This is a genomic window from Ruegeria sp. AM2 (assembly GCF_056540685.1).
Map to the genome: position 1 here is coordinate 888,570 of NZ_JBQFXE010000001.1, position 12,258 is coordinate 900,827.

General features: G+C 58.7%; 9 protein-coding genes. 7 read left to right on the forward strand and 2 right to left on the reverse strand.

Translation table 11 applies throughout. From position 1 onward, the window contains the following. Positions 1-116: 116 nt before the first annotated feature. Positions 117-542, reverse strand: a complete 426-nt coding sequence (locus tag ACR0CR_RS04460) for a GlcG/HbpS family heme-binding protein (RefSeq protein WP_480597116.1) — start codon at positions 540-542, stop codon at positions 117-119. Positions 543-624: 82 nt separating this feature from the next. Then, on the reverse strand, positions 625-2,760 hold the full coding sequence (locus ACR0CR_RS04465; protein WP_480597117.1) for a malate synthase G: 2,136 nt from the start codon (positions 2,758-2,760) through the stop codon (positions 625-627). A 206-nt stretch (positions 2,761-2,966) separates the two neighbouring features. Between ACR0CR_RS04465 and pepN the strand changes: the two genes are divergently transcribed. The 7 genes from pepN (at position 2,967) to ACR0CR_RS04500 (ending at position 12,258) form a co-directional block, all read left to right on the forward strand. Next, positions 2,967-5,519, forward strand: coding sequence for an aminopeptidase N (gene pepN, locus ACR0CR_RS04470; protein WP_480597119.1), 2,553 nt, complete (start codon positions 2,967-2,969; stop codon positions 5,517-5,519). Next, positions 5,516-5,944 (forward strand): hypothetical protein, encoded by a 429-nt coding sequence (locus ACR0CR_RS04475; protein ID WP_480597121.1) that lies wholly within the window; start codon positions 5,516-5,518, stop codon positions 5,942-5,944. Before pepN ends, ACR0CR_RS04475 begins: the two co-directional genes overlap by 4 nt. Positions 5,945-6,070: 126 nt before the next feature. Continuing rightward, the gene (locus ACR0CR_RS04480; RefSeq protein WP_480597123.1) at positions 6,071-7,333 is read left to right on the forward strand and encodes a hypothetical protein; all 1,263 of its coding nucleotides are present in this window, start codon (positions 6,071-6,073) and stop codon (positions 7,331-7,333) included. A gap of 67 nt (positions 7,334-7,400) precedes the next feature. After that, positions 7,401-8,912, forward strand: a complete 1,512-nt coding sequence (gene gatB, locus ACR0CR_RS04485; protein ID WP_480597124.1) for an Asp-tRNA(Asn)/Glu-tRNA(Gln) amidotransferase subunit GatB — start codon at positions 7,401-7,403, stop codon at positions 8,910-8,912. A gap of 93 nt (positions 8,913-9,005) precedes the next feature. Continuing rightward, positions 9,006-10,262, forward strand: coding sequence for a peptidase T (gene pepT, locus ACR0CR_RS04490; protein ID WP_480597126.1), 1,257 nt, complete (start codon positions 9,006-9,008; stop codon positions 10,260-10,262). A gap of 80 nt (positions 10,263-10,342) precedes the next feature. Next, positions 10,343-10,801 carry a DUF4177 domain-containing protein gene (locus ACR0CR_RS04495; RefSeq protein WP_480597128.1) on the forward strand — a complete coding sequence of 153 codons (459 nt, stop codon included), beginning with the start codon at positions 10,343-10,345 and terminating at the stop codon, positions 10,799-10,801. 89 nt (positions 10,802-10,890) lie between these two features. Then, the gene (locus ACR0CR_RS04500) at positions 10,891-12,258 is read left to right on the forward strand and encodes a DUF3179 domain-containing protein (RefSeq protein ID WP_480597130.1); all 1,368 of its coding nucleotides are present in this window, start codon (positions 10,891-10,893) and stop codon (positions 12,256-12,258) included.

Genomic DNA, 12,258 nt, shown 5'->3' on the forward strand with positions numbered 1-12,258 from the left:
GGTACTTGTTCAGCCCTGCACATACGGTTCAAGTCGTGCGCGTTTGCCCATTTCCAGGGCATTTCGCAAACTCCGTAGGATGGAGGGCCGTGTCGGCTCTCTAATTATTTGTCGGATCAGCTTTCGCCTATCAAACCTGCGGCCTCGATTCCGGCCATCGCTGCAGCGGCATCGTTGTCCGATGTGTCGCCGGTCACACCAACGGCCCCGATCACAGCGCCTTTCTTGTCGCGCAACAGAACACCGCCCGGCACCGGCACGACCTGCCCGCCATAGACACCGTTCACGGCGGCCATGAAATAGGCCTGCGCCTCGGCCCGCGCCATCTGCGCGGTACCCGCCATGCCAAGCATGACCGAGCCATAGGCCTTGCCCTGCGCAATCGCAAAACGACCGGGCGCGGCACCGTCTTCGCGTTCAAACGCGATCACATGACCACCGGCGTCCAAAACGACAACCGAGAGGGGTTTCAGTTCCAATTCGCGGCCTTTTTCCAAAGCCTTGCGCACAATTGTGCGCGCCTTGCGCAATGTAACAGCCATGCCTGATCCCTTTCATCTGGCTAAAAATATCCTCGGGGGAGTGCGAGGGGGCAGACAGCCCCCTCGTTCCAACCCTATCCGTTCAGCCCAAGCTGGCTTTCAACTCCAAACGGCGGGCGTGCAAAACCGGCTCGGTATAGCCCGAGGGCTGCACCCGGCCCTTGAAAACCAGATCGCAAGCGGCCTGAAAGGCGATGCCGTCAAAGCCGGGCGCCATCGGGCGATAGCTTGGATCGCCTGCATTCTGACGGTCCACCACGGCGGCCATCTTCTGCATCGCGGCCATCACCTGTTCCTCGCTGACCACGTCATGATGCAGCCAGTTGGCCAGTGCCTGAGACGATATCCGGCAAGTCGCGCGGTCTTCCATCAGACCGATATCGTTGATGTCCGGCACTTTCGAACAGCCAACACCCTGATCGACCCAGCGCACCACATAGCCCAGAATGCCTTGTGCGTTGTTCTCGATTTCACGCGCGATTTCATCATCGCTGAGGTTGCGTCCGCCCAGCAGAGGCACGGTCAGCAAATCGTCCAGCGTGCCCCGCGCGCCTCCTGCGGCCAGTTCGGCCTGGCGCGCCAGGACGTCGACTTTGTGGTAATGCGTGGCGTGCAGGGCCGCAGCCGTCGGCGAGGGGACCCAGGCGCAAGTAGCGCCTGACCGCGGATGACCAATCTTGGCCTCCAGCATATCGCCCATCCGGTCGGGCATCGCCCACATGCCCTTGCCAATTTGCGCCTTGCCCTTCAGACCGCAAGCCAGACCGATGTCGACGTTGCGATCCTCGTAAGACGCAATCCAAGGCGTGTTCTTGATGTCGCCCTTCGGCATCATCGGACCGGCCTCGATTGATGTGTGGATCTCATCCCCAGTACGGTCGAGGAAGCCTGTGTTAATGAAGGCCACACGCGATTTTGCAGCACGGATACATTCCTTGAGGTTGGCCGAGGTGCGACGCTCCTCATCCATGATGCCCAGCTTTACGGTGTTGCGCGGCAGGCCGAGGATGTCTTCGACCATATCGAAAATCTCAACCGCGAAAGCCACTTCGGCGGGGCCGTGCATCTTGGGCTTCACCACGTAGACCGAGCCTTTGACCGAGTTCCCGCCCTCGCGTTGCAAATCGTGCATCGCAATCAGCGTGGTACAGAGCGCATCCATCAGGCCCTCGCCGATCTCATGACCCTCGCCGTCCAGAACGGCCGGGTTGGTCATCAGGTGTCCAACATTGCGGATCAACATCAGCGAGCGGCCTTTCAGCACGCCCGGCGCGCCGCCAGCGGTGGTATAAGCAAGGTCTTCAGCAAGTCTGCGGGTAAAGGTGGTGCTGCCTTTGGTTACGTCTTCGGCCAAATCGCCTTTCATCAGACCCAGCCAATTGCCATAGGCCACAACCTTATCTTGGGCGTCCACACAGGCCACCGAATCCTCGCAGTCCATGATCGTGGACAGGGCTGATTCCAGATGGACGTCCGCAATGCCCGCCGGATCGGCGGAACCGATGTTGCTGGACGCATCAATGATGATCTTGATGTGCAAGCCGTTGTTTTTGAAAAGCACGAATTCGGGTGCTTCAGCCTCGCCGCCAAAGCCCACAAAACCGGCATTGTCGGCGAGTGCGGGCTGCAGAACACCGTCTTCAACGCGCAACTCGGACACATCCGCCCACGATCCGGCGGACAAGGGAACCGCGTCATCCAAAAAGCTTTTGGCCCAAGCGATTACACGCCCACCACGCGCTTCGTCGTAGCCGCCTGCCGCAGGCATGTCGCCCATCGCGTCGGTGCCGTAGAGCGCATCATACAGGCTGCCCCACCGCGCATTGGCGGCATTCAGGGCAAAACGCGCGTTTGTGATCGGCACAACCAGTTGCGGGCCGGGTGTTGAGGCAATCTCGGGGTCGACATTGGTGGTCTCTATCTGGAAATCACCGCCCTCTTCGACCAAGTACCCGATCTCACGCAGAAATGCCTGGTAGGCGTCCGCGTCGTGATCCTGACCTTTACGTTCAATGTGCCAGGCGTCCAACTGACCCTGAATCTTTTGGCGCTTGGCAAGGAAATCACGGTTCTTGGGCCCCAACTCAGACACCATGCGCGACAGACCATCCCAAAACGCATCAGCGGTGACGCCGGTACCAGGCAGAGCCTTGTCTTCGATAAACGCGGCGAGAACCGTGTCGACCTGAAGTCCGCTGCGTGTCTGTCGGTTGCTCATTGTGTTCCTCCCACCTGAGTGCGCCATTGCATACAGCCAGCGTTTAGAGCGAAAGTTTCCGATAGGCAACGTGTGCCGTGGCGTTCCGGTAAAAAATATTTACCAAAATCTGGAGTTTTAAGAAACGCGTACCAAATGCCCCCGCTTGCAGCCCATCGCAGCAACCCATAACGTCGCGCAAGACATCAACCCATGCGAGGCCCCCGATGCGCGACGCTGCCCCCCAAACGATCTATCTGAAAGACTACACGCCGTTTGGCTATCTGGTCGACAGCGTGCATCTGACCTTTGATCTGGCCGCACATGCGACGCGTGTCACCTCGCGCATTGCTTTCCGCCCGAACCCCGACGCGACCGATCGCACCTTCTTTCTGCATGGCGAGGATCTGACCTTGATCCGCTCCGCCATTGACGGCACCGAGATCACACCCGAGATCACCGACAAGGGATTGACCGCCGCCGCCCCCGATGCACCTTTCGTTTGGGAAGCCGAAGTTGAGATTGACCCCGCCAGCAACACCGCGCTTGAAGGGCTGTATATGTCCAACGGCATGTATTGCACCCAATGCGAGGCGGAAGGGTTCCGTAAAATCACCTTCTACCCAGACCGCCCCGACGTAATGTCCACATTTACCGTGCGCATCAACGGAGACCTTCCGGTGCTGCTGTCCAATGGCAACCCTTCGGGCAAAGGCGACGGCTGGGCTGAATGGACCGACCCTTGGCCCAAGCCCGCTTATCTGTTCGCGTTGGTCGCAGGTGACCTGATTGCGCATCCCGGTCAATTCACCACCATGTCAGGGCGCGAGGTCGAACTGAACCTCTGGGTCCGTCCAGGGGATGAGGGCAAATGTGCTTTCGGGATGGAGGCGCTGAAGAAGTCTATGAAATGGGACGAGGACGTTTATGGCCGCGAATACGATCTGGACGTGTTCAACATCGTGGCCGTGGATGACTTCAACATGGGCGCGATGGAGAACAAAGGGCTGAACATTTTCAACTCGTCCGCCGTGCTGGCCAGCCCCGAGACCTCAACTGATGCCAATTTCGAACGCATCGAAGCGATCATCGCCCATGAGTATTTCCACAACTGGACCGGTAACCGCATCACCTGCCGCGACTGGTTTCAGCTGTGCTTGAAAGAAGGGCTAACGGTGTTCCGTGATGCGCAGTTCACCTCTGACATGCGGTCAGCCCCGGTGAAGCGCATCCATGACGCCATCGATCTGCGCGCGCGGCAGTACCCCGAGGATAATGGACCTCTGTCGCACCCGGTCCGACCTGAAAGCTTTCAGGAGATCAATAATTTCTACACTGCGACCGTCTATGAAAAAGGTGCCGAGGTCATCGGTATGCTGAAACGGCTGGTGGGGGATGACGCCTATGCCAAAGCATTGAACCTCTATTTCGACCGTCACGATGGGCAGGCCTGCACCATCGAAGACTGGATCAAGGTGTTTGAGGATACGACGGGTCGCGAGCTGAGCCAGTTCAAGCGGTGGTACAGCCAGTCCGGCACGCCGCGCGTGACCGTGGCCGAAGATTGGGCTGATGGTACTTACACTCTGACGCTATCGCAGCATACCGAACCCACCCCGGGTCAGGCTGATAAACTGCCGCAGGTGATCCCGATTGCCGTGGGCCTGCTTGGCCCCAACGGTGACGAGGTTCGCGCAACCGAAATATTAGAACTGACCGAAGCCAGCCAGCGGTTCCAGTTCACCGGGCTGGCGGCGAAACCCACGGCCTCGATCCTGCGCGATTTCTCTGCTCCGGTCATTCTGGAGCAGACGCAAAGCAACCCGGAACGCGCATTTCTTTTGGCCCATGATACCGACCCGTTCAATCGCTGGCAGGCTGGGCGTTCGCTGGCGCAGGACACGCTTTTGCAAATGATCCGCGAGGACGCGACGCCAACCGTCGATTATTTGGATGGGATTCTGTCGGTGCTGCGCGATCGGGACCTGGATCCTGCTTATCGCGCGCTGATGCTGGGACTACCGACGCAGGCGGAATTGGCTGCCGCCCTATTCGAAGGCGGCCAAACACCTGATCCCACAGCCATATGGACCGCGGTCGAAACTCTGCGGCAAGCCTTGGCTCAGCATGTTCAGGACTTGCTGCCCCGATTGCAGAGCGAGGCCGTGGTCGATGCATCCTACAGCCCGGATGCCGAACAGTCCGGCAAACGGGCCCTTGGAAGCGCAACACTGTCGCTGATGACTCGACTGGATGGCGGCGTCGCAGCGGCGGAACAATTTGTCAAAGCCGACAATATGACATTGCAACTGACGTCACTGGCTTGTTTGCTTCGGGCTGGAAAGGGTCAATTGGAACTCGCAAGCTTCTATGACCAATGGCAGCATGACAGACTGGTGATCGACAAATGGTTCGGTCTGCAGGTGTCGATGGCTCAGCCACAGGTCACAGCCGAAATCGCGCGCGGACTAACGGAACACCCAGAGTTCAACTGGAAAAACCCAAATCGTTTCCGCGCCGTGATGGGTTCTCTGGCCATGAATCACGCTGGATTTCACACCGAAAGCGGCGATGGCTACACAGTGCTGGCCGATTGGCTGATAAAGCTGGATCCAGTCAACCCGCAGACAACCGCGCGGATGTGTTCGGCTTTTCAGACCTGGCGGCGCTACGACGGTGCTCGGCAATCTCTGTTGCAGGCTCAGTTACGACGGATCGCCGATACCCCTGAACTATCGCGCGACACAACCGAAATGGTGGCGCGAATCTTGGGGTCATGACACCGTTCACCTTTACGCGCCACAACCGCACCCCGCGCACGGTTGTGATTTTGATCGGAGTCTATGCGGTCTTGCTGGGTTTGGTGATCCTGTTCAACGCGGCATGGTGGTTGGTCACGCTGTTGGCGATACCGACACTCCCATCTCTTTGGGATCTAACCCACGACACCCGTGCAGGGATCGAGATGGACGGGCGCGCCCTGCGTTGGCACACAGGCCAAAGACATGGAGAATTGGCGCTGTCCGAGGTCGACAGATTCCGATTTGATACGCGCTGGGACTTCTCGGTACGGGTCTCTGCCATTCTACAATCCGGCAAGCACATTCGGCTGCCAGACGAGTCTCTGCCACCGCATAAACAGCTGGAATCGCTGCTCCAACACGCCGGAATTGCCGTAGAGCGGCACCATTTCAGGGTTTTTTGAAACGATCCATGGCGATCACAGCGATTGACCGTGAACGCCCCAGGATTCAGCCCCAGACCTTGCAATTTGATGAAAAATCGTACAGGCTTGAGCGGTTACTGTGATGTTTTTTGTTCGAGTTTAGCCATGTTTCGGTCTTTCAAGGCGTTTTCCGCCAGATTCTCCGGTTCTTCCAAAGCCACGCAGCCTCATGGCCTGCCGTCTGGCCGTGTGGCGGAAATCCCGCTTGCGGACACCGGAAAGCTGAATATCCCGGTCGCCCAGCCCGGTCTGGATGAAATCGTTGATCGGAAAGCCTTTTTGCGTGGACGTGATCTGGTTCGCCAGGATGACTGGGCACAACTGTCCCGCGAGATGCAGGAAGCCGACAGGACACGCGAGGTCGCGCCATGTGGCCAACCCATCGTTGACCTGTTGGCATTTGGCGCACGCTCGGACGTAGTGCTGGCTGTCGAACATGCTTTGTCCGAGGGACACGAGATTTGTGACTATGACCTGCTGGGTGGAATTTCCGAGCTGGAAGGCGAAATGCAGGAACACCCCGGCGACCCCATGATCGGGTTGATTGTGGCGTTGACGCATATTGATTTGGCTTGGGCCTGGCGAGGGACTCGGGGGCGTGGGGGCGCCCTGCCGCCTCTGCATCAATCACGCTGCGCCGCGCATTTTGACCGTGCATCAGCAATCCTGCCCGATTGCCGCGCGGCATTGCCGGATAGCCCTGCTGTGGCGGCGGCAGATTGTGCCCTGTTGGCGGGACAGCGCGTTTCGCGCGCCCGGGTGGCTGAAAAGTACGAAGCGCTGATCGCGCTCGATCCAGAAAACCATCGTCACATGCGCGCTATGGGAAGTCACCTTTTGCCGCGTTGGTTCGGTAGCTACGAAGAGCTGGAAGTTCAGGCGCTACGGAACGCGGCTGGAACCCAGAGCGTCTGGGGCGCAGGTGGATATACATGGGTCCATTTCGACGCCATCGCGCTGGACGATGAGGCCTGTGCAAGAGTTGACGTCGAATATTTCTTGGAAGGGTTACGCGATATTGTCGAACGCCGACCAGATCAGCAGACGATCAACTTGTTGGCGGCTTATTGTGCGATCACGCTCAAATCCCGCATGGGCCTAAATGAACATGCCGACAAAGCCCGCCAGCAGATTTGCGCGGCGGCGGATTGGCTTATCCGCGATCACCTGACCGAGCTGCATCCCCTGATCTGGGCGCACGCGGCGGACGGGTTCAACAACAGCCTTCGTGTAAGTTCACCGGAACGGTTTGCCGCCCGCGGTCACCGCGATGCGCTGCGTGCTATTGCCGGTTTGTTGCGCGACGAGCTGCGCAGCGGGCAGAGCGTTACGTTCACCCCAACCGGGCTGCAATTCTCGGGCAACTAAGCACTTGCCCCTTTGGCGTGGCACGCCTAATACGCAGGCTTAGATTTCTGCGGATATGAGGCGCGCCATGCTCGACCTGACATACGAAATGCCCAAAATCAAAACCATTGCCGGGGCCAAGCACGATTGGGAACTGGTGATCGGGATGGAGGTGCACGCTCAGGTCTCTTCCAATGCCAAACTGTTCTCGGGAGCGTCGACCCAGTTCGGGGCCGAACCGAACTCGAACGTGGCCTTCGTGGATGCGGCGATGCCGGGTATGCTGCCAGTGATCAATGAATATTGCGTGGAACAGGCTGTGCGCACGGGTCTGGGCCTGAAAGCGGATATCAACCTGAAATCGGCTTTTGACCGCAAGAACTATTTCTACCCCGACCTGCCGCAGGGCTATCAGATTTCGCAGCTTTACCATCCCATCGTGGGCGAAGGCGAAGTGCTGGTCGAGATGGGCGACGGCACCGCGCGCATGGTGCGGATCGAACGCATCCACATGGAGCAGGACGCGGGCAAATCCATCCACGACATGGACCCGCATATGTCTTTCGTCGACCTGAACCGGACCGGCGTCTGCCTGATGGAGATCGTCAGCCGTCCCGACATCCGTGGCCCGGAAGAGGCCGCCGCCTATATCGCCAAGCTGCGCCAGATCATGCGCTATCTGGGCACCTGCGACGGTAACATGCAAAACGGCAACCTGCGGGCGGACGTCAACGTCTCGATCTGTTTGCCGGGCGCTTATGAGAAGTATCAGGAAACGCAGGACTTCTCGCATTTGGGTACACGGTGCGAGATCAAGAACATGAACTCGATGCGGTTTATCCAGCAGGCGATTGAGGTCGAAGCCCGCCGCCAGATCGCCATCGTCGAAGCCGGTGGTGAGGTCGATCAGGAAACGCGCCTGTATGACCCGGACAAAGGTGAGACCCGTTCGATGCGCTCCAAGGAAGAAGCGCATGACTACCGCTATTTCCCGGACCCTGACCTGCTGCCGCTGGAGATTGAGCAGGCATGGGTGGACGATATCGCGGCCAAGCTGCCTGAACTGCCCGACGCCAAGAAGGCGCGGTTTATTGAGGCATTTGGCCTTACGGACTATGACGCCTCGGTCCTGACCGCCGAAGTAGAATCGGCGGCCTATTTTGAAGAGGTCGCCAAAGGCCGCAACGGCAAGTTGGCCGCGAACTGGGTGATCAACGAGCTGTTTGGCCGCCTCAAGAAAGAAGATCACGACATCACCGACTCGCCCGTGTCTCCGGCGCAGTTGGGTGGGATCATCGATCTGATTTCCTCAGACGCCATCTCGGGCAAAATCGCCAAGGACCTGTTCGAGATCGTCTATACCGAAGGCGGCGACCCGGCCCAGATCGTCGAAGAGCGCGGCATGAAGCAGGTCACCGACACTGGCGCCATCGAGGCCGCTTTGGACGAGATCATCGCCGCCAACCCGGCACAAGTCGAAAAGGCCAAGGTCAACCCGAAACTGGCGGGATGGTTCGTAGGTCAGGTCATGAAAGCCACTGGCGGCAAGGCCAACCCCAAGGCCGTGAATGAGCTAGTGAGCAAAAAACTGGGGTCGTAAGTCCCTTACTGCCCAATGCGAAGCGGAGTCAGGTCATCGGCTTGACTCCGTTTTCATTTGCACCCTTTCTTCCGCATCAGAGAGGTAGGTGCCATGCAGAACAGATTTGATCAGGAACTCGAAACCCGGCTAATGCGCTATGCCGCGATCGACAGCCAGAGCGACGAAACCTCGCCTTCGACCCCCAGCACCGAGATTCAGTTCGATATGCTGCACCTATTGCAGAAAGAACTGACCGATATCGGCGCGCAAGATGTCGAGATCACAGGCGACAGCGTTGTTGTGGCAACCATTCCCGGAACTGCACCTGGACCAACCGTGGGGTTTCTTGCGCACGTGGATACCGCCCCGCAGTTTAACGCAACGGGTGTGAAACCACGCGTGATCAAAGGGTACAACGGGGGAGACATCACCTTTCCGGACGACCCTGATCTTGTTTTGTCCCCGGACGATCACCCCTATCTCGCGCAGAAGATTGGGAATGATCTGATCACCGCCTCCGGCACCACTCTGCTTGGGGCAGATGACAAAGCTGGCGTGTCGATCTTGATGACCATGGCCCGGCATCTGATCGAGAACAAGGATGTGCGCCACGGCCCCATCCGCATCGCCTTCACCCCTGATGAGGAGATCGGCCGCGGCGTGACCGAGCAATTGCCCAAAGACCTGAAGGCAGACTTCGCCTATACGCTCGACGGGCAGGATGTGGGCGAGATCGAATACGAAAGCTTCTCGGCCGACCGCGCGGTCATCAAGATTACCGGCGTTTCGATCCACCCCGGTCTGGCCAAAGACAAGATGGTGAATGCCGCGCATCTGGCGGCGAAGATCGTACAGACCCTGCCCCAAGCCACTATGACACCGGAAGTCACCGATGGCCGTGAGGGATTCATTCATGTTACCCACATGAACGGCGGGTCCTCTGAGATGGAGATCAAACTGATCCTGCGCGATTTCGAGATGGAGGGGCTGGAGGCGCAGCGCAACATCGTCCGTCAGGTCTGCGCTGCCGTTCAGGCTACAGAACCCCGCGCGCAGATCAGTTGCGACATTTCCCACCAATACCGCAACATGCGCTATTGGCTGGAAAAGGACATGACCCCGGTCGATCTGGCCCGCGAGGCCTGCCAGGAACTGGGTGTGGAACCTGTGTCAGTCCCGATCCGGGGCGGCACCGATGGGTCGCGGTTGACCGAATTCGGCACCCCGACGCCCAACATTTTCACCGGTATGCAGTGCATTCACGGGCCGTTGGAGTGGATCTCGGTTCAGGACATGGCCCTTGCGACCGAGCTTTGCCTGTCGCTGGTCGAAAAGGCGGCGCGGGCTCAGGGCAACACTGACGGTTGAATTTCAAACCTTCAAGAAGATCGCTTTTCCCGGCGCGGCAAAATGTTAACGTGCCGGGACATCGCAACCGGGACCGAATGATGCAACGCTACGAATACAAAGTTGTTCCCGCCCCGCAAAAGGGCACCAAAGCCAAAGGGGTCAAGACCCCAGAAGGCCGCTTTGCCAATTCTGTCGAGCAATTGTTGAACACAATGGGTCAGGACGGTTGGGAGTATCAACGGGCGGAATTGCTGCCCAGCGAGGAACGTTCCGGATTGACCGGGTCAACAACCAACTGGCGCAACGTGCTGGTTTTTCGCCGCGCCATTGCGGAAACCGTCGCCGACGAGGTTCCGGTTGTCGCAACTCCGGAAGAAGAGGAAACGCCCGGCGTACGCGCAATTCCAGGGCCAGACGAGGCCTTAAACCCGGAAACACCTGAACCTGTCGCCGCCCCAGCACCGATTTCGGAAGAGGCGCAGGACCCTCCGTTGACCCTCAAACAGCCTGAGGACGATCCCGAACCTGAAGAAAGCGCACCCGACAAGCAGCCTTGAACGCCAAAATTGGTGCCGATCACAAGGGTGTTTCGTGAATGTGAGCGCGCTTGCGTGCAAACTAGACGTGGAATCTATCGGAGGATGCCATGTCAATCACGCGTCGCAGTTTCACTGGATTGCTGGGAACCGCAGCACTGACACCCACTGCGCTTTGGGCGCAAGAAGACCCGGTTCTCGCGGCCATTCGGACAACGCTCTATGGCAGCAGCTCAGAGTTCGAGCGGGGACTGGATTTCCTGCGGCAACGCGGCAATCCGGACGTTGTTCCGGCCCTATTGACCGCGATGCGATATGCCCGACGTCGCGACGATGAAATTGCCGAGGTCATGGATGAGCTGGCAGGCCAGAACATCGGTGATGACTGGTTCGACTGGATGCTATGGCAAGAGCAAAACCCTCAGATCGTCCCGCACCCGTCGCTGATCCCGTTCAAGCGTGAGGTGCTTCTGGGCATCGATCAGAACTTTGACCTGTTTCTGCGCCCCGAGTACCTGGAGCGCGACAAGATGAAGATCCGGCTGGAAGAGATTTCCTGGGGCGGCGTGGTCAAGGACGGCATACCATCGCTGGACTACCCATCGCTGCTGACGGTCAAACAGGCGGATTACCTGAAGGATGATGACCTTGTATTCGGCGTCGAGATCAATGGCGACGCGCGGGCCTATCCGTTGCGGATCATGGGTTGGCACGAGATGTTCAACGAAGTGATCGGCGGCGTGCCGGTGGCGCTGGCCTATTGCACCCTGTGCGGGTCAGGCATTCTGTTCGAAACGCAGTTGGAAGGACGGCGCAAACCGCTGGTCTTTGGGTCCTCGGGGTTCCTCTATCGATCGAACAAGTTGATGTTTGATCGCGAAACGCATTCGCTTTGGAACCAATATACCGGCAAACCCGTTGTCGGTCCGTTGGTCACCAGCGGTATCGAGCTACAACAGCGTCCGGTGGTCATCACGACGTGGGAAAGCTGGAAAACCTCGCACCCGGACACCAAGGTTTTGTCGCTGGATACCGGGTACAGGCGGAACTATGGCTCGGGCGTGGTCTATCGGGAATACTTCGCTTCACCTGATCTGATGTTCCCCGCGTTGGTCGATCAGTCGGATCACCGTCAAAAGGACTATGTGTTTGCGGTCCGCCAGTTTGGCGCGGCGCGCGCCTGGCCGCTGGACGCATTCGCTCGAACCCGGGTGATCAATGATGCCATCGCCAACCGCCCCTTGGTTTTGATCGGCAATGAAGACAGGCGAACGGTGCGCGCTTACGAGCGGAAATCCAATCGGTTCATGGTATCAGAAGGCGGTCTTGTGGATCAGTCCGGTCAGAAGTGGACGATGACCGAAGAGGCTCTGGTCGGGCCAGATGGCGCACAATTGCCGCGGGTGGCGGGCCATATCTCCTACTGGTTTGCCTGGGACAACTATCTGGGCGATGCGGCCACGGTGTATGGTGGCTAG

What these genes read in the sequence shown, in the direction of transcription:
- ACR0CR_RS04475 (WP_480597121.1), top strand. Translation starts at nt 5,516, where the DNA reads ATGACACCGTTCACCTTTACGCGCCACAACCGCACCCCGCGCACGGTT.
- ACR0CR_RS04480 (WP_480597123.1), top strand. Translation starts at nt 6,071, where the DNA reads ATGTTTCGGTCTTTCAAGGCGTTTTCCGCCAGATTCTCCGGTTCTTCC.
- pepN (WP_480597119.1), top strand. Translation starts at nt 2,967, where the DNA reads ATGCGCGACGCTGCCCCCCAAACGATCTATCTGAAAGACTACACGCCG.
- ACR0CR_RS04500 (WP_480597130.1), top strand. Translation starts at nt 10,891, where the DNA reads ATGTCAATCACGCGTCGCAGTTTCACTGGATTGCTGGGAACCGCAGCA.
- ACR0CR_RS04465 (WP_480597117.1), bottom strand. Translation starts at nt 2,760, where the DNA reads ATGAGCAACCGACAGACACGCAGCGGACTTCAGGTCGACACGGTTCTC.
- ACR0CR_RS04460 (WP_480597116.1), bottom strand. Translation starts at nt 542, where the DNA reads ATGGCTGTTACATTGCGCAAGGCGCGCACAATTGTGCGCAAGGCTTTG.
- pepT (WP_480597126.1), top strand. Translation starts at nt 9,006, where the DNA reads ATGCAGAACAGATTTGATCAGGAACTCGAAACCCGGCTAATGCGCTAT.
- gatB (WP_480597124.1), top strand. Translation starts at nt 7,401, where the DNA reads ATGCTCGACCTGACATACGAAATGCCCAAAATCAAAACCATTGCCGGG.
- ACR0CR_RS04495 (WP_480597128.1), top strand. Translation starts at nt 10,343, where the DNA reads ATGCAACGCTACGAATACAAAGTTGTTCCCGCCCCGCAAAAGGGCACC.